The sequence below is a fragment of the Pasteurella testudinis DSM 23072 genome, from assembly GCF_900176075.1.
GTDB lineage: Bacteria > Pseudomonadota > Gammaproteobacteria > Enterobacterales > Pasteurellaceae > Chelonobacter > Chelonobacter testudinis.
On record NZ_FWWV01000069.1, the window covers coordinates 68,996 to 90,959 of the forward strand.

The following is a 21,964-nucleotide window of genomic DNA, read 5'->3' on the forward strand; positions in this document are numbered from 1 at the left end:
TCATGTGAATATTTTAACCTGCCACAGTATCCGATAAAAATTTTAATCTATTGGAGAAATTATTGGCACATTCGCCCTTAATAAGGTTAGAATGAATTGAATCTTTTTATTCAATCTAATATGAGGAAAAACCATGTCGCAGTTACAAGAATTACGCAAGATCACTGTGGTTGTTGCCGACACAGGGGATATCGAGGCCATTAAAACCTATCAACCGCAAGATGCAACCACCAACCCCTCCCTGATTTTAAGCGCCTCGTCTTTACCACAATACGCACCGTTAATTGATGACGCCGTCGCTTATGCCAAACAGCAAAGCAGTGATAAAAAACAACAATTGATTGACGCCGAAGACAAATTGGCGGTGAATATCGGTTTGGAAATCCTGAAAATCGTACCGGGACGCATTTCGACCGAAGTTGATGCGCGTATGTCCTACGACACACAAGCGACCATCGAAAAAGCACGCAAATTGATCAAATTATATAATCAGGCCAGCATCAGCAACGACCGCATTTTGATCAAAATCGCCTCCACTTGGCAGGGTATCCGTGCCGCCGAAGTGTTGGAAAAAGAGGGCATCAACTGTAACCTGACCCTGCTGTTCTCACAAGCGCAAGCCCGCGCCTGTGCCGAAGCTGGCGTGTATCTAATCTCTCCGTTCGTCGGTCGGATTTTAGACTGGTACAAAGCCAACAGCGACAAAAAAGAGTATGCGCCGCACGAAGATCCGGGCGTGGTTTCCGTCACTGAAATCTATGATTACTACAAAAAATACGACTACAAAACCGTCGTCATGGGCGCCAGCTTCCGCAATATCGGCGAAATCACCGAACTTGCCGGCTGTGACCGCTTAACCATTGCGCCGGGTTTGTTAAAAGAGCTGCAAGAAAGCAACGAACCGCTGGTGCGCAAATTGGAATTCAAAGGCAACGTCAAAGAGCGCCCAGAACCGCTGACCGAAGCGCAATTCTACTGGCAACACAACAGCGACCCGATGGCAGTGGAAAAACTGACCGACGGTATCCGCAAATTCGCCGCCGACCAAGAAAAATTGGAAGCGATGTTGGCTGAAAAACTGTAACCACTTAATCTAAAAAACCAATCGGAATCCACAACGGATTCCGATTTTTTTATGCTGCAAATCCACCGCGTTTTATATCTCAAGTGCGGCTGCCGAAACTGCCGTCGATGTATTCCTACACACAGAAAAATACCAATCTGATTTTTGAGAAAACCTTTTAAAGTGCGATCATTGGCTAATACTTCGGTACTTACTTAGAGGTAACTTAACGATGTTGCACCCAAGTTGCTTTATTGCCGGCTTTGCTGATAAAGCACTTGCGCTTGCGGCAGGATTTTTTCGATATTGGCTTCGCGCTCCGCATAGTTTGGGTGGGTGGAGAGCAGTTGTTTCAGGCTGCCGTCATTGTCGCCGGAAAACTCATACAGTTTCTCCCACAGCGGTTTAACACTGTTTGGATTATAGCCTGCCTGCGCCATAATCAAGATGCCGACCGCATCGGCTTCCAATTCGTTGCTGCGTGAAAACGGTTTATTGATCATGTATTCCGGCGCCAGCGCCAATGCGCTGCCGGCGTAGTTGACCGCACTTGACACCGCCGCCGAGCCGAACAGCCCTACCGCACCGCTGATTCGGCTTAGATTGACCTGATTTTTCCCGTGTTCTTTCACCACATGCGCCATTTCATGCGCCAAAATGACCGATAATTCATCGTCGCTTAAACGCAGTTTCTCGATTAATCCGCTGTGGATAATCATTTTACCGCCGGGCATCGTCCATGCGCTGACATCAGGACTGCGAAACAGCGCAATCTCCCAAGCAAAGGTTGCGCCGTTGCCGTGATATTTTTCCGCAATCGGGTGCAGGCTTGAAAAAATCCGTTGCACTCGGCGATCAAGCGCCGACTGTTTATCGACTACGCCGAACATTTCCATTTGATCAACAATCCGACGGTAATTTTTCTCGGATTTTTGATTCAGCCCGTCACTGTTAATACAGGCACTCAAAAGCAGCGACAGGGCTAGCAGGCCGAATAAGCGGATATTGTTCATCACCGTCACTATTTTTTGGCGTTCTGGTAAATTTCTAACGCTTGCGGCATCAATTTACGCAGGTTGGCTTCGCGTGCGGCATCGGTCGGGTGGGTTGACATCAGCCCTTCCAAGGCGCTGCCGGAACTGCCGCTGGCGGCACTCATTTTCTGCCACAAGCTGATCGAAGCTTCCGGATTGTAACCGGCTTCCGCCATCAGCAATAACCCGACTTCGTCCGCTTCGGTTTCATTGCTGCGCGAAAACGGTTTGTTTAGGCCGTATTCTTGGGTCAAGCCGACCACGCTGCTGAAATCATAGCCGGTTGTCGCGGTCAATACGGCGCTGCCAACACTGCCTAAAATGCCGGTTGCCATGCCGAAATTCACTTTTTGTTTGCCGTGTTCTTTCAGGGCGTGCGCCATTTCATGCCCCATCACCACTGCAATCTCGTCGTTGGTTAACTTTAATTTATCCACCAAGCCGGTATAGAACATCATTTTGCCGCCCGGCATCGCCCACGCATTCAACTCGTTGCTTTTCATTACGGTAATCTGCCACTGGAACGGCACGCCGGTGTCATTGGCTTTTTCCGCATACGGCTTGATCCGCTGGAACACGGCATTAATCCGTTTTGCGGTGTTGGACGTGGTATCAATCACCCCTTGTTGCTTCATCTCGTTAACGGTTTGGGTATAGCTGCTCGCCGCCTGCTGGTTAATGGTTTGAGTGTCGGCACAGGCTGCCAAACCCACGGATAATGCGGCAGTTAATGCCCATGCTTTGATTTGTTTTCTCATCATCACTTCCTCACAATTTAAAAAAATACCGCACTTTTGCAAAGAGCGGTATCTGATCAATAAACCCACTTTCCGTAACAAGGGAAAGAAACAACGTTATTTCTGCGCACGCTCAAACGAGGTTTTGATTTCTTCACGCGCCGCTTCAACGCCTTCCCAACCGTCCACTTTCACCCATTTTCCGGCTTCCAGCGCTTTGTAGTTTTCAAAGAAGTGCTGAATTTGCGCTTTTAACAGTGCCGGCACATCGTTGATGTCTTTGATGTGCTCATACTCTTTGCTCAGTTTGCTGTGCGGCACGGCAATCAATTTGGCATCGGAACCGGCTTCGTCGGTCATTTTCAATACGCCGACCGGACGGCAGCGGATCACGGAACCCGGCAACAATGGATACGGGGTCGGCACCAACACGTCAACCGGATCGCCGTCTAGTGACAAGGTGTTGTTAATGTAGCCGTAATTGGCAGGATAGAACATCGCCGTCGCCATAAAACGATCGACAAACACCGCACCGGATTCTTTATCCACTTCATATTTGATCGGATCGGCATTTGCCGGAATTTCAATAACCACATAAATATCATCCGGCAGTTCTTTACCGGCAGGGACTTTTTCTAAACCCATTTTGTATTCCTTTTTAAAATAGTGAATGTAAACGCTATGAATTATAGCGTCAATCTTTTCGTTTTGTCGAGAAAATCCAACAGTGCGGTTTGGCTTAAACCGTACTTATAGAATTACAGCTTTTCCACCAACTCGACTGCCGCACCGATATAGCCCGCCGGTGTCAGCTGTTTTAACCGCTCTTTTTCTGCCGGCGGAATCGCCAAGCCGTCGATAAACGCCTGCATCGCCGCCGCATCAACCCGCTTGCCGCGCGTCAATTCTTTCAATTTTTCATACGGTTTTTCAATCCCATAACGGCGCATCACGGTTTGGATCGGCTCTGCCAGCACTTCCCAGTTTTGATCCAATTCGGCACGCAAATGCGCTTCGTTGACTTCCAGTTTGCTGATCCCTTTGCTGGTCGCCGCATAGGCAATCAAGGTATAGCCCAACCCCACCCCCAAATTACGCAGCACAGTGGAATCGGTTAAATCCCGCTGCCAACGGGAAATCGGCAATTTCGCCCCCAAGTGCGCCATCACTGCATTTGCCAAGCCCAAATTGCCTTCCGAATTTTCAAAGTCAATCGGGTTGACCTTGTGCGGCATGGTGGACGAACCGATTTCGCCCGCAATCGTACGTTGTTTGAAGTGGTTCAAGGCGATATAGCCCCACATATCACGGTCAAAATCGATAATAATGGTGTTAAAACGCGCGATATTGTCGAACATTTCGGCAATGTAATCATGCGGCTCGATTTGGGTGGTGTACGGATTCCAGTTCACGCCCAGACTTTCGACAAATTCTTGGCTGAATGTATGCCAGTCAATTTCCGGATACGCCGACAAATGGGCATTGTAGTTGCCGACTGCACCGTTGATTTTGCCGAGAATTTCGCTTTGTTGCAGTTGTTTAAATTGGCGCTGCAAACGGTAAACCACATTCGCCATCTCTTTGCCAACCGTGGACGGCGACGCCGGTTGTCCGTGGGTGCGCGATAACAATGGAATGGTTTTGAACTGTTCCGCCAAGCCTTTGATTTCGTCAATCAGTTTTTGCCATGCCGGTAAAATCACCTCTTCTTTGGCGGTTTTCAGCATTAACGCATGCGACAGATTATTGATATCCTCGGAAGTACAGGCAAAATGGATAAACTCGCTCACCGCCGCCAGCTCCGGCAGGGCTTCGGATTTTTCTTTTAAGAAATACTCCACCGCTTTCACATCGTGGTTGGTGGTGCGTTCGATTTCCTTGATCCGTTGTGCGTCCGCTAATGAAAACTCGCTGACTATGTGATTTAAGTAGTCGTTCGCCGCAGTGGAAAGTGCCGCTACTTCCTGAATTTCCGCCGTCGCCGCCAATTTTTGCAGCCAGCGCACTTCCACCGTCACACGGAATTTCAACAAGCCGAATTCGCTGAAAATTGAACGTAAACCGGCGGCTTTATCTTGATAACGGCCGTCAATCGGGGAAAGTGCGGTTAAAGCATTAAGTTGCATGAAGAAAACTCCGTGTGGTTAGAGAGAAGAATAGATCTGTTGTGCCTGCTGGTAATATTTATTGCGGCTGAACAGCAACTTCAGGCGTGAGCCGCCAAGCTGCCGCCACAATACCGCCGAACGGATTCCGCACAACAAAGTGGCGCGCACCCGATTTTGAATCGCAGGTTGCTGTAAATATAACGGCGAGCCTTTGACTTGAATTTTCGCCCCCAGCGGACTAATCACATCGACATAAATATCGGCGATACTGGCAATCATCTGCTCATCAAGCAAGTCAAAATGTTGTAGTTGGCGTTCCAGCCCCTGAATCCGATTACCGAGCAATTGTTTGCTTTGCGGATTTTTATCCAATTTGGCTTGCAACGCAATCAGGCTCATCCAATAACGTCCGACATTCATATCCAACTCGCCTCTGCCGCCGGAAACCTGCTCTAACAAGGTGGTCAGCCCCAAACGTAAATTTGTTGTGTTATCGCCATAAACATCAAGTGTGGAACGCGGAGAGGTATTCAGCAACGACTTCAATGAAACGGCAAACGCCGCCTGATCGGCACTGCCCTGCTCGGAAAATTGCTGCACCAACTTCGCCGCCTGACAAACGCCGGCAAGCGCAAGGGTGAGATCGTGGTAGTCTGCCATGGTGGGTAAAAATAATCCTTATATCGGCTCGAAAGTCTCTATCAAACTGGCGAAACTATAACACTGTTCCACTGTTTTTAAAAGTTTACAATGCCTCAACCGACAGATTTCACGGTGTACAGCAGCTCGCACTTACTTGGCTAATTTCGCCACAAACGGCAGATTACGCTGTTTGTTTTGCCAAGGCAAGCCGTAGCCGACCAGTAAATCGTCGTTTTCCATTTCGTAGGCATAGTATTGTTTAACCGGAATCTCAACCCGTCCCGGTTTGACAAACAAGGTGGCGACGGCAAGAGATTTTGGCGAAAAAGTTTGCAGATGCGCAACTAAACGCTGCATTGTGCCGCCGGATTCAATTGCGTCGTCAATCAGGATTACATCGCGGTTTGTTACGGGAATAGTCTGATGATAAACAATCGCCGATTGGTTTTGGCGATCGCCGGGCGTATGCGGGCAGGAGATATAATCCATTTCAATCCCAAATGTCAGCTTTCTGACCAAATCCGCGGTAAACAGAATGCCGCCTGGAACGACAGTGATCACTACCGCACTTTGGTATTGTCTGTTCAATACATCGGCAACTTTTGCCACGCCTTGCTGAATCGCACTCTCGGTTAAAACGACATCGCCGATCATTGCTGTTGCCCTTCGTTTTCCGTCTTGCTGAAATCTTTCGAATAATAATTCAACGCGTTTTGCAGTGTCCAGCCTTGTTTTGCCCAAAAGCGGTTGCCGCTTTGGTTGTCAGCGAAGACTAACAAGCGCGCTTTGCTGATGTTTTGCTCGCTCAATTGCCGTTGCAAACGCTGCAAAAGTGCGGTTCCCACACCGTTGCCTTGCTGAGTTTGCGCCACCGCCATATGGTAAATCGTGGCGCGGCGGCCGTCGTAGCCGCACATAATCACGCCGACCAGTTGCTGATCGATTTCCGCCACAAAATTCAGATTCGGATTAAACGCCAAAAATGCGCAAATGCCCTGTTCGCTGTCGTCCAGCTCGCTCATTCCCATGCCGGGCGTGTTTTGCCACAGTTCGGCAACTTGGGCGTAATCGTCCATTTGCATTAGGCGAATCGTTAAGGCGGAAAGTGCGGTTGCCATTCGGTTATCACTCACTGCTTAATTGCACTTTTAACCGCACTTTCGATAATACCGCCGCCTAGGCAAACCTCGCCTTGATAGAACACGGCGGATTGTCCCGGCGTCACCGCGATTTGCGCTTCATCAAACCGCACTTCGATCTTATCATCGTCAAGCGGTAGAATTTCACAGGCGATATCCTCTTGGCGATAGCGGGTTTTCACCGTGCAGCGCAACGGTTGGCGGATAGCGTCACGATTGACCCAGTGCAGCTGTTGTGCGATTAAACCGCTGGATAACAAGGCGGAATTATCCAGCCCTTGCGCCACAATTAACACATTGTTAGCCAAATCTTTTTCAACCACATACCACGCATTTTCGTCTTTGCCTTTCACGCCGCCGATGCGTAAACCTTTGCGCTGACCGAGGGTGTGATACATCAAGCCGTCATGGCGACCGATGACTTCACCGTCAAGGGTACGAATCTCGCCCGGCTGCGCCGGCAGATAACGCGCTAAAAAATCTTTGAATTTGCGCTCGCCGATAAAGCAAATTCCGGTCGAGTCTTTTTTCTTGGCGGTGATTAACCCCAGCTCTTCCGCAATTTGACGCACCACCGGTTTTTCCAGTTCGCCGACCGGAAACAGGCTTTGCGCCACCTGTTCGTGGCTTAAGGTGTAGAGAAAATAGCTTTGGTCTTTGTTGCTGTCCAAGCCGCGCAGCAGCTGCACTTTAGCGCCGACCGCACTTTCATCGACAAAGGAACGGCGCACATAGTGTCCGGTGGCGATATAATCCGCCCCCAGATCTTCGGCGGCATATTCCAAAAAAGCTTTGAATTTAATCTCTTTGTTACACAAAATATCCGGATTCGGCGTACGTCCGGCGCGGTATTCAGTCAAAAAATGTTCGAATACGTTGTCCCAATATTCGGCGGCAAAATTGATTTTGTGCAGATGAATCCCCAGCTTATCACACACCGCCTGCGCGTCCGCCAAATCCGCCGCCGCCGTGCAGTAGTCGCTGTCGTCGTCCTCTTCCCAGTTTTTCATAAACAGCCCTTCGACTTGGTAGCCTTGCTGTTGCAGAATATACGCCGATACCGACGAATCTACGCCGCCGGACATACCGACGATTACTTTTTTGGCGGCATTTGCCGCTTTTTGTGCACTGGTGAGAGGATTTAATTTCTCAAATGTCGCTGAAATTAAGGTCATTACACGTCCAATTGTTAATCTTTGCTGATGTTATTGCTGTTGTCGGGCAGAAATGCCCGACGGGATTTGGGGCGATATCATATTAAATAATGCGTTCTTGCTGCTGCAATTTTTGCTGTCTGGCCGCTTCTTCCGCCGCCATTTTGGCTTTGCGGTTATCGCAAGGTTCGGGGCAATCGCAGACTTTTTCCAAGCCGAGTGTGGCGATTCCGCCGCAGCTGCCGTGGATCGATTTGCGTTTAACCCAATAACCGACCGACATGGCTAAAATCACCAATACAAAAAAGCCGAATGTAATCAAAAATAGATTCATGATCTGTCCTTCCGTTAATCTTACTGTGCTGAAATCTGTTGAAAAGCTGATGACATTTTAGTCTCAAAACCGGTGTTTGTCTTGATAATCAGGTAAATCGCCAGATTATTTTTTTCGGCAATCGCCAATGCCCTGTCTGCCCCCAATACGAATAAACCGGTCGCCAAACCGTCGGCGGTCATGGTTGACGGATTGAGCACCGTAACCGACACCAAATTATGTTGAATCGGCTTACCGCTCTTCGGATCAATTTCATGGGAGAAGCGCACGCCGTCCTGTTCAAAATAGTTACGGTAGTCACCGGAGGTTGCCATTGCCATATTTTGCAGGCCGATAATTTGCTGCACCGCTCTTGAACCGTCGAATTCCGGTTTTTCAATCGCAATCTGCCACGCTTTACCTGCTTGGTTCAAGCCTTTCGCCCGAATTTCACCGCCGATTTCAACCATATAATTGGCGATGTGTAGCGAATCCAAATACTCCGCCAATTGATCAACACCGAAACCTTTGGCGATCGAGGAGAGATCGATATACAGATTCGGCACGCTTTTGCTTAATTGGTGCTGTGTTCCTTGCTTGCCCAGTGTCAATTTATCCAATCCAATCCAGGCACGGCGCGCGTCAATTTCTTGCGCACTAGGTGCTTTATCCGGACGGTTTTCCGGTCCGAAGCCCCATAAATTGACCAGCGGCCCGACGGTAATATCCAGTGCGCCGTCAGTCAGTTGATGCAGGCGAATCGCTTCCTGCACGACTTTAGCAAATTCAGGCGCAATTGCAAAAGGCGTATCCACTTGCTGCCATTGGTTAAAACGCGAAATCTCCGAATCTTTCTGATAAGTGGACATTTGGCGGTTCACTTCTTGCAAAGTGCGGTCAAGCGCTTGTTGCACCTCTGCCGGTGACAGCAGGTTCTGCTTGCTTTCGCTCAAATATTTAACGCTGTAGGTCGTGCCCATCGTTTTACCGGAAAAACTGACTTCGGTATTTTTTTCACCGCAGGCAACGACAGCGAAACTAATAAAAAAGGCTAGCCCAAGCCGGGCCAGCCAGTTAATCACTTGTTTTAATAACATTTTTTCATTCCAAAAATGATTATCAACCACCGAAGTCGTCTAAGAGGATATTCTCGTCTTCAACGCCCAAGTTTTTCAGCATGCCGATAACGGCGGCATTCATCATTGGCGGTCCGCACATATAGTATTCGCAATCTTCCGGTGTTTCATGATCTTTCAGATAGTTTTCATACAATACGTTATGGATAAAGCCGGTGTAACCGTCCCAATTGTCTTCCGGCAACGGATCAGACAACGCCACATGCCATTTGAAGTTATCGTTTTCCGCTTGCAAGCCGTCGAAATCTTCCACATAGAACATTTCGCGTTTGGAACGCGCACCATACCAGAACGACATTTTACGCTTGGAATGCAAACGTTTTAACTGATCGAAGATATGCGAACGCATCGGCGCCATACCGGCGCCGCCGCCGACAAACACCATTTCCGCATCGGTATCTTTCGCGAAGAATTCACCGAACGGTCCGGAAATCGTCACTTTGTCACCGGCTTTCAGCGACCAAATATAAGAAGACATCTGTCCCGGCGGTGCATCAGGCTGTTTCGGCGGCGGTGTTGCGATCCGCACGTTCAACATGATAATACCTTTCTCTTCAGGATAAGATGCCATGGAGTACGCCCGTGTGATCGGTTCGTCCACTTGAGACACATAACGGAATAGATCGAATTTATCCCAGTCTTCACGATACTCTTCCGGCACGTCAAAATCACTGTATTTGACGGTATGCGGCTCGGCTTCAATCTGAATATAACCGCCGGCACGGAACGGCACTTCTTCCCCTTCCGGAATCGCCAGTTTCAGTTCTTTAATAAACGTGGCTTTGTTATCGTTGGAAATAACGGTACATTCCCATTTTTTCACGCCGAAGATTTCCGGCTCGACTTCCACTTCCATATCGCTTTTGACATTGACTTGGCAAGACAAACGCCAGCCCTCTTTGGCTTCTTTTTTACTGATATGGGAAAGTTCGGTCGGCAGAATATCACCGCCGCCGTGTAATACTTTAACCTTGCATTGACCGCAAGAGCCGCCGCCGCCGCAAGCGGAAGACAAGAAAATGCCTTCGCTCGCCAATGCGCCCAACAGCTTACCGCCCGCAGGCAGTTTAATCGCTTTGCTCGGATCTTCGTTGATCCCGATAGTAATGTCACCGGAGTTGACCAGTTTTGACTTGGCGAACAAAATCAGCACCACCAAAGCCAGAACAATCACGGTAAACATTGCGATACCTAAAATGATTTCCATCTGCTATTCCTCTCTTTACAACTGAATGCCGGAGAATGACATGAAGCCAAGCGCCATCAGGCCAACAGTAATAAATGTGATTCCCAATCCACGCAAGCCTTTCGGCACGTCGGAATACTTCATTTTTTCTGTTAAGCCGGCTAACGCTACGATTGCCAACATCCAACCTGTACCTGCACCAATACCGTACACAACCGATTCGGCAAAGTTGTAATCACGCTGTACCATGAAAGATACGCCACCGAAGATTGCGCAGTTTACGGTAATCAACGGCAGGAAGATCCCCAAGGCGTTGTACAACGCCGGAAAGTATTTGTCTAAAATCATTTCCAGAATTTGTACCAGCGCGGCGATCACACCGATAAAGGTAATAAAGTTAAGGAAGCTGAGATCCACGCCTTCAACCAACGCGCCGTCTTTCAAGATCAGGTTATACACGATGTTATTGGTCGGTACGGCGATACCCAATACCACGATAACCGCGATCCCCAAACCGAAAGAGGTCGATACTTTTTTCGATACCGCGAGGAAAGTACACATTCCAAGGAAGAAAGCCAGTGCCATGTTTTCGATAAAAATCGAACGCACAAAAAGACTGATATAATGTTCCATGCTTATTTACTCTCCACTTGTTCCGGTTTGTAGGTTCTTAATAACCAAATCACGAAACCGATAATAAAGAATGCGCTTGGCGCCAACAGGAACAAACCGTTCGGCTGATACCAGCCGCCGTTATTGATGGTTTCCAAAATCGTTACGCCGAACAATTTTCCGGAACCGATCAGTTCACGCAAGAACGCCACCACGATTAAAATCGCACCGTAGCCCAAACCGTTACCGACCCCGTCCAAGAAACTGTCAATCGGACCTTCTTTCATCGCAAACGCTTCCGCACGTCCCATAACGATACAGTTGGTGATAATCAAACCGACGAATACCGAGAGCTGTTTGGAAATATCGTAAGCGTAAGCGCGCAAGATTTGGTCAACCAGAATTACCAAAGAGGCAATGATCGCCATTTGCACGATAATCCGTACGCTGTTCGGAATAAAATTGCGAATGCAAGAAATAAAGAAGCTGGAAAACGCAGTAACAAATATTACCGCAATCGCCATTACTACAGCCGTTTCCAACTTGGTGGTCACCGCCAACGCAGAACAGATCCCGAGGATTTGCAATGCAATAGGGTTGTTATCCAAGATAGGGGATAACAATAAGCCCTTTCTACCTTTTAACTCAGCCATTGTTTAATTCTCCTGTTCTAAGTTTTTCCAAGAACGGACCGAAACCGTTTTTACCAAACCAGAATTTGAAACTGGCGTCAACACCGTTCGCGGTTAAAGTCGCACCGGATAGACCGTCAATTCCATGTTCTTTATTGGCCGAACCGCCTTTGGCAACAAACAGCGCTTCCTGCCCTTGGGCGTTATAAATTTTCTTGCCCAGGAACTGAGCCTGCCAGCTTGGATTTTCAATTTCACCGCCCAGTCCCGGCGTTTCACCGTGCTGGTAATAAGTGATACCGTCAATCGTATTGCCGTCCGGCTGAATCGCCATGAAGCCGTACATCACAGACCAAAGACCTGAACCGTAAATCGGCAGGACGATTTTTTCCACTTGTCCCTGATCATTTTTCACCAAATAGATTTCCGCTAAATTGGCACGGCGGCGAATCTTCGCCAAATCTTCTTCGGCCGGCAAAGCAATGCTGGTTTGCGGATTTTTAGCCGCAGCCGCAGCGTCAAATCCGGCTTGTTCAGGTGCATACTCACCCGTATTCAAATCAACCAAACGCGGTTCAATATTTTTCGCATAAACCTGCTTAATATTGATTCCCGGTTGTAACAAACCGGCCACGCTGAGGATATTTTTTTGTTTATCCAGTAATTTTTGCTCTTCCTGTACCGGTTTCAAGCTCACCGCAGAGCCGGCAACAATAATCGAACAGACTAAGCTGACGAGCAGAATAACCAGAATCGTGCCTGCAAAACTGTCTTTCTTAAACATTGCGAGCTCTCCTACGTTTGATATTTGCTTGAACTACTAAGTAGTCAAATAACGGTGCAAACAAATTAGCAAATAGAATCGCTAACATCATGCCTTCCGGATAAGCCGGATTAACCACGCGGATTAACACACACATCACGCCGATTAATGCGCCGTACCACCATTTTCCTTTATTGGTGAACGAGGCCGAAACCGGATCGGTTGCCATAAAGAACATACCCAAAGCAAAGCCGCCCAGTACCAAATGCCAATGCCAAGGCATCGCAAACAGCGGATTGGTGTCGGAACCAATCATATTGAACAGTGTCGCCGTCGCAATCATACCGATCATCACACCGGCAATAATCCGCCAAGAAGCGATTCGTGCAAAAACGATAATCGCCGCTCCGATTAACAATGCCAATGTGGACACTTCACCGATAGAACCCGGAATATTGCCTAAAAATGCGTCCATCCACTGGATCGGTTCGCCGGTTACGACGTGTTTCAAACCGGCTTCTCCGCCCATGGCCCACTGTGAAAGTGCGGTTGCGCCGGAAAAACCGTCGGCTGCCACCCAAACCGTATCACCGGAAATTTGTCCCGGATAGGCGAAGAACAGAAATGCGCGACCAGCCAACGCCGGATTCATAAAGTTCTTACCGACACCGCCGAACACTTCTTTCGCCACTACAACCCCGAAAGTGGTTGCTAGTGCTGCCTGCCATAACGGCAGGGTCGGCGGCACGATCAATGCCAACAGGATTGAGGTCACGAAGAAACCTTCGTTGATTTCATGCTTACGGATCATGGCGAACAGCACTTCCCAAAAACCACCGACCACAAACACTACGGCATAGATTGGCAGGAAGAAAATTGCACCCAGCACGATTTTGGCGATCACGCCGGCATCCGGCGACAGCACCCCGAACATATCCGCCAAAGCGAAATGCCAGTCGTTGGCAATATTTTGCGCCACATTTTGCGCAAACACGTCCGGCGATGCCAGACTGCCCAACGCCAATAACGACTGCGCGCCCACGTTATACATACCGTAGAACATTGCCGGGAACAGCGCTAACCACACCAATACCATCATGCGTTTTGAATCGATTGCATCGCGCACATGGGAAGACTTGCTGGTTACCGTTCCCGGTGTATACAAAAAGGTGGCTGTTGCTTCATACAACGCATACCACTTCTCATACTTCCCACCCGGCAAAAACGCAGGTTCGATTTTCTCTAAAAGATGTTTTAAACCCATTTTTAACCTTCCTTCTCGATCTTGTCTAGCGCAGCGCGCAAGATTGGACCATATTCATTTTTGCCCGGACAGACAAACGTACAAAGCGCCAGATCTTCTTCGTCCAGTTCCAGACAACCTAGCGCTTGGGCGCTGTCGGTATCACCCGCACTTAAATCGCGGAGTAACAATGTCGGAATGATGTCCAACGGCATAACACGTTCGTATGCACCGATCGGTACCATTGCGCGATGCCCGCCATGAACGGCTGAAGTCAGGTTAAACAGCTTGTTACCGAAATGCCCCAACACGGTGCGGGTGATAGAGAATTTATTCGCCCCCGGCATAATCCAGCCCAGAAACTCTTTTTCGCGTCCTTCGGCAATCACGGAAACTTGCAAAGCATAACGTCCCAAATAATCATGTGCACCGACAGCAGTAGTGCCGCTTAGCACCGAGCCTGAAATGACGCGGTTTTCCCCGTCTTGCAACGCATTTGCGGTCAATTGCGAAAGATTCGCGCCTAAGCAGGTGCGCAGCAACGCAGGATTTTTCACTTGCGGTCCGCCTAGTGCGACCACGCGCTCAACGTACAGTTCTCCGCTGGTGAATAATTTCCCGATCGCGATCACGTCTTGATAATTCAAATACCAAACGGATTTAGTCGCACTGACCGGATCCAAAAAGTGAATGTGCGTGCCGCTTAATCCGGCAGGGTGCGGACCACTGAATTCTTCGGTTTGCAGTTTGGCGATTTGCGGTGTCGCTACGACAGCACCGCCGGCTTTGCACAGATACAGTTTTTCGCTGTTCAAACGGCTTAGCACCACCAGCCCGTCTTGGAACGCCTGTTCGTTTTCCCGAATAACCACCACGGGATCCGCCGCTAGCGGATTGGTATCCATCGCATTGACAAAAATCGCCGCAGGTACGCTGTCAACCGCAGGGTTTTTGCTGAACGGACGGGTACGCAGAGCCGTCCATAGTCCGGACTCCAGTAAATTTTGACGAACCTGCTCATCGGTTAAAGACGACAGTTGTTGACGATCATATTGATTAAAGGTGATTTGCTCGTTGCCTTCAACCCGAATCACAACCGATTGTAATACACGCTTAGCGCCGCGATTAATCGCCGTTACGGTTCCGCTTGCCGGTGCGGTGAACACCACACCCGGGTTTTTCTTATCAGAGAAAAGCACCTGACCTTTCTTGACAATATCCCCTTCGCGGACACTCATAGACGGACGCATACCCACATAATCTTCGCCAAGCACCGCAACTTCAGTAATGGCAGGACCATTCTGGATTACTTGTGCCGGCTTCCCTGAAATTGGAAGATCCAAGCCTTTCTTAATTGTAATCATATTGTTAGCACTACTTTTTAGTTAGGTTTACATCACGACTGCTACCGCAACAGCGCATGTGCGCGGCGGCAACAGCCTCGTTTTGAGTAATGAATGGAGGAAAAGCTTCATCATACGGAAACCCGCAAAAACAAATAAACGCTTACCACTCAAACATAAAAGTTAAAACTCAAATTCTGAAAACACCCAAAGTGACTCTTCAGCTCCGTCCTGGGAGCAATCACTCTCGGATAGTTAAATTTTTGATAATAAAAACGGCTTATTGTACCCAATTAAGCCCCTATAATTCTACTTTAACCATGACTTTTTTTGATCTGAGTCCGTTATTTATCCAGATTTGTTATCATGATGTTATAAATATAACTACAAAGGGTTAATCTCCATGCCCCATACAATTCGGAGACGCAATCACCTGCCGCTGTTTTTGCTGCCATTCGGCTTCATCATACGCATGGATCGCCAACGCATGAATCGCATTTTGCTGCGGCTGCACCAGTTGGTAAATTTTTTGATGGCGGGCAACCGCACGCAAAGCGCTGAAGGCTTGGGCGACGATAATCACCTTAAAATGCGAATTGGCGCCTTTGCCGGAACTGTGCATATGGCTTTCGTTGATAACCTCAAGATAGCTTGGCTGCAAGGCTTGCTGTAAAAGTGCGGTAATTTGTTGTTGATCCATAAAAACTCCCACGATCGAAAAAACAATCCAGAAAAATAATGATGAATAAAAGCGTAATTTTGCGGTCTAACGCTATACTTTATCAATGTAGTTTGCAACAATAATTGATGACTGATAGTTTAAACTTGATCTTTAAGGAGATAAAATGAAAAAGACATCATTAAAAGCCCTTTCTTCGGCGCTCTTGCTCGGAAGTGCGGTGCTGTTAGCCGGCTGCCAAACCCAAAACAACACCCTGACATTCACGCCACCGGCGCCAAGCGCACAATTTAACACCGCTAACCAACGGGTTGTGGTCAATGTGGTTACGCAAGACCAGCGCGCCACCTCGACCGTTGCCAGCTACACTTCCGGCGGTAATGTGCAACATTTGACCTCCAGCCCCGAAGTGGCGCAACTGTTTCAACAAGTGGTACAGCAAGGTTTAAACAGCAAAGGCTTCCGTATTGCCAGCGGGACAAATTCCAACAGCAACATCGTGGTTAGGATCACCGATTTCGGCGCACAAGTCACCGAAGGCAATCTGAAATATAAAATCGACAGCAAAGTGAATGTCGTGTTGGAAGTGCAAGGGGCGAAAGGGACGTTCTCTAAAAGTTTCGGTGCAACCAACACGCAAGAGGGGGTATTCGGTGTGAATAACGAAGGTATTCAGAAAATCATCAACCGCTCTTTCCAAGACGTTGTCACCAAATTCTACAACGACAACGAAGTCAGCAATGCCCTGCTCAGTTTGAGCAATTAAGCCGCAATTCTTACGCCTCACAAAGTGCGGTCTGTGAAAACCGCACTTTACACTTCAAATAAGGCGGATCATTTATTGCGGTAATTCAACCATACAATAAAGCTGACAATCACCACACCAACTAAGTCGGTGACATGTTCCGGCACGATCAGCAGCAACGAGCCGGCAGCCAGAATAATTCGCTGCCAGCCAGCAAATGTATTTTTGAAGTAGCCCTCCACCGCAGCGGATAAGCCCAAGACACCAATCGTGGCAGTTACGACCACGCTGACAATCACCCAAATATCCGGCAACGGGAACGTCCTTGCCGTCACCGCAACATCGGTGACATCGATCATCAGCATATTCGGGTTATACACGAACATAAACGGCACGATAAAGCCCGCCAATGCCAAACGCAGCGATTGCCAACCAGTCTTCATCGGATCGCCGCCGGCAATTCCGGCACCGGCAAAGGCGGCAAGCGCCACCGGTGGCGTGATGTTGGCGAAAATCCCGAAATAGAACACGAACATATGCGCAACCAATACCGGTACGTCAAACACCGCCAATGCCGGCGCCGCCATGGTGGCGGTGATAATATACGCCGGAATCGACGGCAAGCCCATGCCCAACACCATTGACGCCAGCATGGTTAAAATCAGGGTCAGCAATAACGAACCGGCGCCTAATGTTACGATCGATGAGGTCATCACCGTGCCGAAGCTGGTCAGATTGACCACGCCGATCACAATGCCGACCACCGCACACGCCGCCATCACCGGCAACGCCTGACGCGCGCCGTCTTCCAATGCCGCCCAAATATCTTTAATCCCCATGCGGGTTTCTCGGCGCAACTGACTGATAAGTACCGTGATACCAATAGTATAGGTCGCGGCATACCCGATCGGCACCGATTGAATCAAGAAATACACCAATGCCACGATCGGCAGCAGCATATGCCCGCGCGCTTTCATCACCGCTTTTAATTGTGGCAACTGATCGCGCGGAATGCCTTTCAAATTACGTTTCCCTGCGCGGAAATGGACTTGCGCGATAACGCCGAGATAATACAAGATCGCCGGAAACAGTGCCGCCAAGGCAATTGTACCGTAGCTGACACCGGTGGTTTCCGCCATAATAAACGCACTGGCGCCCATGATCGGCGGCAGAATTTGTCCGCCGACCGAGGCGCTGGCTTCCACTGCACCGGCGAAATTTTTGTGATAACCGATTTTTTTCATCAGCGGAATGGTGAAAGCGCCGGTGCTGACCACATTCGCGACCGCCGCCCCGTTGATACTGCCCATAAAGCCGCTGGAAATCACCGCCACTTTCGCCGGTCCGCCTTGTTTGTCTCCGGCAATTGCCAGAGCCAAATCGTTGAACAACTGCCCCATGCCCGACTTGCCCAAAAACGCACCGAATAAGATAAATAAGAAAATAAAGGTCACGGAAGCACCGGTTGCGGAAGAGTACAGTCCCTCGGTTTTCAGATAAAGCTGCCCGAAAATATCGCCGATATCATACGGGCGGGTCAGCAAGCGATCCGGCATAAATTCCATCGAACTGATAAACGGATACAGCAGGAACAATAAGGCAAAAAGCACCAACACCCAGCCGGTAATCCGCCGCGCGGCTTCTAACACCACCAGCACGGTTAACACCGCAAATACGATATCCTCGCTATTCGGAATGCCGCCGCGTACAGTCATAATCGCTTGGTATTGATACATCAAATAAGCCGCCCCTGCCAACGCAGCCGCCCCCCATAACCATTCATACCAGACAATATGATCTCGACGGCTTCTCTTCGCCGCCGGATAAATCAGAAAGATCAGGGCGCAACCGACTGCCACATGGATAGAACGCTGCAACAAGGTGGGTAGCGGATAAAAAGTGATATACAGGTGAAACAGCGAATAAAAAACCGCAATCACGCTGATCAAGCGTTTTCCCCAACCGCGCTTTAACTGGCGCGTGACCGACTCGCGGTCATACTTTTCCAGAATTTCCTGTTCTCTGCTTCCCAACATTTGAGAATCCTGATTAACTTGCCCAGTCATGGCACGATCTCCCCAATAAAAAAACAATCATTGCAATCCGAGAAGGAATGATCCGAACCACACTGTAGTCCGGTACGAATTGATAAAACGGTATCACCCGTTGCTGCGCCGTTAGCTCGCCTTGCATATTCGCTGATACCACCCAATTGATTTCCGCCAGCCGAATCTGCTGTCGGTAGCCGACATATCCTGACGGGGCTGTGATCGGTGTACCCTGTGAAGGCGTGCCGGCACCAAACGTTTGTAACCACGTTTGATCGAGTAAAATCTTGTCTCCGTCATGCCGATAATGTTCGCGCCATAATTGACGCTCGACCGAATGATGCCAACTCAATTCAAATTCTTGCGAGTACAAATAACACGAGTGATCGCTCAGCTGAATCACGAACAGCTTAAGCGGAAATAGACAGGCAAGTGCGGTTACCGTAAGCACAAAAATCCACGTTACCTTGCCTGCCTTGGTCATGATCGGTGAAACACTTTATTTGGCGTTCACTTCATCATAGTATTTTTTAGCGCCCGGATGTAACGGCGCTACCAAGCCCTGCTGCGCACTTTCCAGATTGATGTCTTTCGCCGCCTGATGTGCGGTTTGCAATTGCGGCAAACTTTCGAAGAAGGTTTTGGTCAACAAGTACACATCGTTTTCGCTCAAATCGGAACGCACCGCCAACGCATTTTTAATCGCTGCGGTCGGAATCGCTTCGGCATTGCCGTAAGTGTCGGCAGGGATCTCCATCGCATTGAAATACGGCTTGGTTTTAATCACTTCCGCCATACCTTCCGCCGGAATGCTGACAATTTGCAAATCAAAGCCTTGTTGCAGCTCCATTAACGAAGAGTTCGGCAACCCACTGGTTAAAAACGCCGCATCAATTTTGCCGGATTTCAACGCGTCCGCCGCTTCGGCATAGCCCAGATAATCGACACTGATGTCGTTATAGCTAATGCCGAAACCTTCCAATAAATTACGCGCATTCACTTCCACCCCGGAATTTTGCGCACCGGTGGCGACCCGCTTGCCTTTCAGATCAGTAATGGTTTGAATACCGGTGCGTTTGGAAGTAACAATTTGTACATAGTTCGGATAAAGTGCGGCGATTTCACTGACGTTGTCAATCTTATTCGGGAAGTTGCCCACGCCGTTGACCGCATCACTCAAGACGTCGCTCATCAAAAACGCCATTTCCACTTTTTTCTGATGTAACAAATTCAGGTTTTCCACCGACGCACCGGTGGTTTGGGTTTTAGAATTGGTTTTCAAGTCCTTAGTATAAATTTCCGCCAAGGTGGTCGCGATAATATTATACGGCCCGGACGCACCGCCGGTGGCGATGGTCACAAATTTGCTTTGCACGCTGCCGGTTTCAGGAGTCGCTTGTTGTGAGGTCGCAGGGGCTGCGTTTGAAGCGGAGGTCGCACCGGGCTTATCATCACAAGCACTAACCGACACGGCTAATAATGCGGCGGTGACTACCATCGTTGAAGCTTTGATTTTTTTCATAACGTTCTCCTTCGTTAACGGGTGGGACAGATAAACGCCAACCACAGGCAATTTTTAAATAAAAATCGCCAATATTGACCTTCTGCTCATCTTTTCTTAACAAATTCTAATAAATATTAAAAAATATATCAGTATCTTGATGATAAAGAGCGGTTATCGCTAAATGACAATAATGGCTATATTATTGGCTGTCAATGGCTAAATACCGTTAACGGTCAAATTTTGTTATTTTATCCAACCTTATAAAAGGCAAGGATATCTTCGGTTTTGCTTTAATCATGGCAAAGGCTGTTATATTCTATAGCCATTCGCTCGTACAACAAATCTAAGGAGTAGCATGAGATCATTTATCGGAAAATTTTTAAAACTCGAATCCTCCGGCGGAATCACCCTGCTGGCCACTTCTGCGCTGGCATTGATTTTCGCCAACAGTTTTCTTTCCCCCTACTATTTTGAATTGTTAAACACACCGGTTATCGTGCAATTCGGCGAGCAAGGTATCGCCAAACCGTTTCTGTTATGGGTCAACGACGGGCTGATGGCGTTATTCTTTGTGCTGGTCGGATTGGAAGTGAAACGGGAAATCATGCTCGGTTCGCTTTCCTCCTACCAGCAGGCGGTTTTGCCGGTGCTGGCGGCAATTGGCGGTATGGTAGTGCCGGCACTGGTGTTCACCTTCTTTAATTACGGCGATCCGATTGCGATGGAAGGCTGGGCGATCCCGATGGCGACCGACATCGCCTTTGCCCTCGGCATTATGGCACTGCTCGGCAAACGGGTTCCGCTACCGTTAAAAATCTTTTTATTGGCGTTGGCGATCATCGACGACTTAGGCGCAATTATCGTCATCGCCCTGTTCTTCGCCCATGGTTTGAGTACCGAAGCCATGCTCGGCGCCGGATTGTCCGTGATTATTTTGATCATCATGAACAGAATGCGGATCAGCGCCCTTTGCGCTTATCTGTTTGTCGGCATGGTATTGTGGGTCTGCGTATTAAAATCCGGCGTACACGCCACCTTAGCCGGCGTTATTTTGGGCTTCACGGTGCCGATCACCGCCCGTGACGGCAGCAGCCCGCTGGAAAGTCTGGAACACGCGCTCAATCCTTGGTCGGCGTTTTTTATCCTGCCGATTTTCGCCTTTGCCAATGCCGGTGTGCCGTTAAGCGGTGTCAATCTTGAGATGTTAAGCGGCGCATTGCCATTAGGGATTACTTTAGGCTTGTTAATCGGCAAACCGTTGGGCGTGTTCAGTTTCTGTTTTATCGCCATCAAGCTGAAAATTGCCAAATTACCACTACTGGTCAATCTGAAACATATTTTTGCCGTTTCGGTGTTGTGCGGAATCGGCTTCACCATGTCAATGTTCCTGTCCGGCTTGGCATTTGAAACCGCCGGCGAAAGTATCAATACACTGTCCAGAATCGGCATTTTATTGGGTTCAACGGTTTCCGCCATTTTGGGCTTATTATTACTGCGTGCCAGCACAACCGCACCGACAACCAACGCTCCGGCGGCGGCAACCCAACAAACCGCTTGATAACGCTAAAAGTGCGGTCTCAGATCATAAACCGCACTTTGAGTGTTGAAAACAGCAAAATAACAATCCGCACGTGAAACGTGCGGTTTTTCGGCTGCCCTATAAGGGCCTAGTACTTCACATGCCCCTCAAGGGGCATGTGAAAAGACTGACAACTGCACAATAACTCTGTGGCTTACCCCTTAAAGGGGTCCACATATTCTTTCTTCGATAAATTATCTTGAATCATGTCTTCTTTTTCCTGATTCCTGATATATTCCTCTACCACTTTTGTATTTAAACCCACTGTACTTACATAATAACCCTTTGCCCAAAAATGTCGGTT

General features: G+C 48.7%; 24 protein-coding genes. 3 read left to right on the plus strand and 21 right to left on the minus strand.

What is annotated here, in order from left to right:
* The first annotated feature begins 133 nt into the window (after positions 1 to 133).
* A complete protein-coding gene (gene tal / locus B8880_RS14050; RefSeq protein WP_084258197.1) occupies positions 134 to 1,084 on the plus strand; it encodes a transaldolase in 951 nt (316 codons plus the stop codon).
* 230 nt (positions 1,085 to 1,314) lie between these two features.
* On the opposite strand, the gene B8880_RS14055 is transcribed toward tal, so the two are convergent.
* The 17 genes from B8880_RS14055 to B8880_RS14135 all read right to left on the minus strand — a co-directional run bounded on the left by B8880_RS14055 (position 1,315) and on the right by B8880_RS14135 (position 15,805).
* Complete coding sequence (locus tag B8880_RS14055) at positions 1,315 to 2,076, minus strand: M48 family metallopeptidase (RefSeq protein WP_084258198.1); 762 nt, start codon at positions 2,074 to 2,076, stop codon at positions 1,315 to 1,317.
* 8 nt (positions 2,077 to 2,084) lie between these two features.
* Positions 2,085 to 2,855, minus strand: a complete 771-nt coding sequence (locus B8880_RS14060; RefSeq protein WP_084258199.1) for a M48 family metallopeptidase — start codon at positions 2,853 to 2,855, stop codon at positions 2,085 to 2,087.
* Positions 2,856 to 2,951: 96 nt separating this feature from the next.
* Entirely contained in the window at positions 2,952 to 3,479 is a 528-nt protein-coding gene (ppa, locus tag B8880_RS14065) for an inorganic diphosphatase (RefSeq protein ID WP_084258200.1), read from the minus strand.
* Between the two features lie 113 nt (positions 3,480 to 3,592).
* Positions 3,593 to 4,960 carry an adenylosuccinate lyase gene (purB, locus tag B8880_RS14070; protein ID WP_084258201.1) on the minus strand — a complete coding sequence of 456 codons (1,368 nt, stop codon included), beginning with the start codon at positions 4,958 to 4,960 and terminating at the stop codon, positions 3,593 to 3,595.
* A gap of 18 nt (positions 4,961 to 4,978) precedes the next feature.
* The gene (hflD, locus tag B8880_RS14075) at positions 4,979 to 5,602 is read right to left on the minus strand and encodes a high frequency lysogenization protein HflD (protein ID WP_084258202.1); all 624 of its coding nucleotides are present in this window, start codon (positions 5,600 to 5,602) and stop codon (positions 4,979 to 4,981) included.
* Between the two features lie 132 nt (positions 5,603 to 5,734).
* A complete protein-coding gene (locus tag B8880_RS14080) occupies positions 5,735 to 6,238 on the minus strand; it encodes a phosphoribosyltransferase (RefSeq protein ID WP_084258203.1) in 504 nt (167 codons plus the stop codon).
* On the minus strand, positions 6,235 to 6,717 hold the full coding sequence (locus B8880_RS14085; RefSeq protein WP_143933452.1) for a GNAT family N-acetyltransferase: 483 nt from the start codon (positions 6,715 to 6,717) through the stop codon (positions 6,235 to 6,237). The genes B8880_RS14080 and B8880_RS14085 overlap by 4 nt, the downstream gene beginning before the upstream one ends.
* Entirely contained in the window at positions 6,714 to 7,898 is a 1,185-nt protein-coding gene (mnmA, locus tag B8880_RS14090) for a tRNA 2-thiouridine(34) synthase MnmA (protein ID WP_084258205.1), read from the minus strand. The genes B8880_RS14085 and mnmA overlap by 4 nt, the downstream gene beginning before the upstream one ends.
* Positions 7,899 to 7,980: 82 nt before the next feature.
* A complete protein-coding gene (gene nqrM, locus B8880_RS14095; protein WP_084258206.1) occupies positions 7,981 to 8,211 on the minus strand; it encodes a (Na+)-NQR maturation NqrM in 231 nt (76 codons plus the stop codon).
* 20 nt (positions 8,212 to 8,231) lie between these two features.
* Positions 8,232 to 9,287 (minus strand): FAD:protein FMN transferase, encoded by a 1,056-nt coding sequence (locus B8880_RS14100; protein WP_084258207.1) that lies wholly within the window; start codon positions 9,285 to 9,287, stop codon positions 8,232 to 8,234.
* A 22-nt stretch (positions 9,288 to 9,309) separates the two neighbouring features.
* On the minus strand, positions 9,310 to 10,533 hold the full coding sequence (gene nqrF, locus B8880_RS14105) for an NADH:ubiquinone reductase (Na(+)-transporting) subunit F (RefSeq protein ID WP_084258208.1): 1,224 nt from the start codon (positions 10,531 to 10,533) through the stop codon (positions 9,310 to 9,312).
* 15 nt (positions 10,534 to 10,548) lie between these two features.
* Positions 10,549 to 11,145, minus strand: a complete 597-nt coding sequence (gene nqrE / locus B8880_RS14110) for an NADH:ubiquinone reductase (Na(+)-transporting) subunit E (protein ID WP_084258209.1) — start codon at positions 11,143 to 11,145, stop codon at positions 10,549 to 10,551.
* Between the two features lie 2 nt (positions 11,146 to 11,147).
* The gene (locus B8880_RS14115) at positions 11,148 to 11,777 is read right to left on the minus strand and encodes an NADH:ubiquinone reductase (Na(+)-transporting) subunit D (protein ID WP_084258210.1); all 630 of its coding nucleotides are present in this window, start codon (positions 11,775 to 11,777) and stop codon (positions 11,148 to 11,150) included.
* Positions 11,770 to 12,540, minus strand: coding sequence for a Na(+)-translocating NADH-quinone reductase subunit C (locus B8880_RS14120; RefSeq protein ID WP_084258211.1), 771 nt, complete (start codon positions 12,538 to 12,540; stop codon positions 11,770 to 11,772). The genes B8880_RS14115 and B8880_RS14120 overlap by 8 nt, the downstream gene beginning before the upstream one ends.
* Positions 12,533 to 13,783, minus strand: coding sequence for an NADH:ubiquinone reductase (Na(+)-transporting) subunit B (locus B8880_RS14125; protein WP_084258212.1), 1,251 nt, complete (start codon positions 13,781 to 13,783; stop codon positions 12,533 to 12,535). The genes B8880_RS14120 and B8880_RS14125 overlap by 8 nt, the downstream gene beginning before the upstream one ends.
* A gap of 2 nt (positions 13,784 to 13,785) precedes the next feature.
* Complete coding sequence (locus B8880_RS14130; protein WP_084258213.1) at positions 13,786 to 15,126, minus strand: Na(+)-translocating NADH-quinone reductase subunit A; 1,341 nt, start codon at positions 15,124 to 15,126, stop codon at positions 13,786 to 13,788.
* 373 nt (positions 15,127 to 15,499) lie between these two features.
* On the minus strand, positions 15,500 to 15,805 hold the full coding sequence (locus tag B8880_RS14135) for a BolA family protein (RefSeq protein ID WP_084258214.1): 306 nt from the start codon (positions 15,803 to 15,805) through the stop codon (positions 15,500 to 15,502).
* A 145-nt stretch (positions 15,806 to 15,950) separates the two neighbouring features.
* On the opposite strand from B8880_RS14135, the gene B8880_RS14140 reads away from it, so the two are divergent.
* Complete coding sequence (locus B8880_RS14140) at positions 15,951 to 16,550, plus strand: YajG family lipoprotein (protein WP_084258215.1); 600 nt, start codon at positions 15,951 to 15,953, stop codon at positions 16,548 to 16,550.
* A 68-nt stretch (positions 16,551 to 16,618) separates the two neighbouring features.
* Here B8880_RS14140 and B8880_RS14145 read toward each other — a convergent pair whose 3' ends face one another.
* From B8880_RS14145 to B8880_RS14155, 3 genes are read right to left on the minus strand one after another with little or no spacing between them, the layout of a single operon-like run.
* Positions 16,619 to 18,595: a TRAP transporter permease gene (locus B8880_RS14145; RefSeq protein WP_084258216.1), complete on the minus strand. Its 1,977-nt coding sequence runs from the start codon at positions 18,593 to 18,595 to the stop codon at positions 16,619 to 16,621.
* Positions 18,579 to 19,061, minus strand: coding sequence for a DUF1850 domain-containing protein (locus B8880_RS14150; protein WP_115306435.1), 483 nt, complete (start codon positions 19,059 to 19,061; stop codon positions 18,579 to 18,581). The genes B8880_RS14145 and B8880_RS14150 overlap by 17 nt, the downstream gene beginning before the upstream one ends.
* 15 nt (positions 19,062 to 19,076) lie before the next feature.
* Complete coding sequence (locus B8880_RS14155) at positions 19,077 to 20,099, minus strand: TAXI family TRAP transporter solute-binding subunit (protein WP_084258218.1); 1,023 nt, start codon at positions 20,097 to 20,099, stop codon at positions 19,077 to 19,079.
* Positions 20,100 to 20,436: 337 nt separating this feature from the next.
* Here B8880_RS14155 and nhaA point away from each other — a divergent pair, with 337 nt between their 5' ends.
* Positions 20,437 to 21,639 carry a Na+/H+ antiporter NhaA gene (gene nhaA, locus B8880_RS14160; protein WP_084258219.1) on the plus strand — a complete coding sequence of 401 codons (1,203 nt, stop codon included), beginning with the start codon at positions 20,437 to 20,439 and terminating at the stop codon, positions 21,637 to 21,639.
* Between the two features lie 175 nt (positions 21,640 to 21,814).
* Here nhaA and B8880_RS14165 read toward each other — a convergent pair.
* The coding region (locus B8880_RS14165) for a transposase (RefSeq protein WP_208610927.1) at positions 21,815 to 21,964 on the minus strand (150 nt) is incomplete at its 5' end.

Coding starts and splice junctions, on each gene's coding strand:
- tal (WP_084258197.1), top strand. CDS start 134: ATGTCGCAGTTACAAGAATTACGCAAGATCACTGTGGTTGTTGCCGAC.
- B8880_RS14055 (WP_084258198.1), bottom strand. CDS start 2,076: ATGAACAATATCCGCTTATTCGGCCTGCTAGCCCTGTCGCTGCTTTTG.
- B8880_RS14060 (WP_084258199.1), bottom strand. CDS start 2,855: ATGAGAAAACAAATCAAAGCATGGGCATTAACTGCCGCATTATCCGTG.
- ppa (WP_084258200.1), bottom strand. CDS start 3,479: ATGGGTTTAGAAAAAGTCCCTGCCGGTAAAGAACTGCCGGATGATATT.
- purB (WP_084258201.1), bottom strand. CDS start 4,960: ATGCAACTTAATGCTTTAACCGCACTTTCCCCGATTGACGGCCGTTAT.
- hflD (WP_084258202.1), bottom strand. CDS start 5,602: ATGGCAGACTACCACGATCTCACCCTTGCGCTTGCCGGCGTTTGTCAG.
- B8880_RS14080 (WP_084258203.1), bottom strand. CDS start 6,238: ATGATCGGCGATGTCGTTTTAACCGAGAGTGCGATTCAGCAAGGCGTG.
- mnmA (WP_084258205.1), bottom strand. CDS start 7,898: ATGACCTTAATTTCAGCGACATTTGAGAAATTAAATCCTCTCACCAGT.
- nqrM (WP_084258206.1), bottom strand. CDS start 8,211: ATGAATCTATTTTTGATTACATTCGGCTTTTTTGTATTGGTGATTTTA.
- B8880_RS14100 (WP_084258207.1), bottom strand. CDS start 9,287: ATGTTATTAAAACAAGTGATTAACTGGCTGGCCCGGCTTGGGCTAGCC.
- nqrF (WP_084258208.1), bottom strand. CDS start 10,533: ATGGAAATCATTTTAGGTATCGCAATGTTTACCGTGATTGTTCTGGCT.
- nqrE (WP_084258209.1), bottom strand. CDS start 11,145: ATGGAACATTATATCAGTCTTTTTGTGCGTTCGATTTTTATCGAAAAC.
- B8880_RS14115 (WP_084258210.1), bottom strand. CDS start 11,777: ATGGCTGAGTTAAAAGGTAGAAAGGGCTTATTGTTATCCCCTATCTTG.
- B8880_RS14120 (WP_084258211.1), bottom strand. CDS start 12,540: ATGTTTAAGAAAGACAGTTTTGCAGGCACGATTCTGGTTATTCTGCTC.
- B8880_RS14125 (WP_084258212.1), bottom strand. CDS start 13,783: ATGGGTTTAAAACATCTTTTAGAGAAAATCGAACCTGCGTTTTTGCCG.
- B8880_RS14130 (WP_084258213.1), bottom strand. CDS start 15,126: ATGATTACAATTAAGAAAGGCTTGGATCTTCCAATTTCAGGGAAGCCG.
- B8880_RS14135 (WP_084258214.1), bottom strand. CDS start 15,805: ATGGATCAACAACAAATTACCGCACTTTTACAGCAAGCCTTGCAGCCA.
- B8880_RS14140 (WP_084258215.1), top strand. CDS start 15,951: ATGAAAAAGACATCATTAAAAGCCCTTTCTTCGGCGCTCTTGCTCGGA.
- B8880_RS14145 (WP_084258216.1), bottom strand. CDS start 18,595: ATGACTGGGCAAGTTAATCAGGATTCTCAAATGTTGGGAAGCAGAGAA.
- B8880_RS14150 (WP_115306435.1), bottom strand. CDS start 19,061: ATGACCAAGGCAGGCAAGGTAACGTGGATTTTTGTGCTTACGGTAACC.
- B8880_RS14155 (WP_084258218.1), bottom strand. CDS start 20,099: ATGAAAAAAATCAAAGCTTCAACGATGGTAGTCACCGCCGCATTATTA.
- nhaA (WP_084258219.1), top strand. CDS start 20,437: ATGAGATCATTTATCGGAAAATTTTTAAAACTCGAATCCTCCGGCGGA.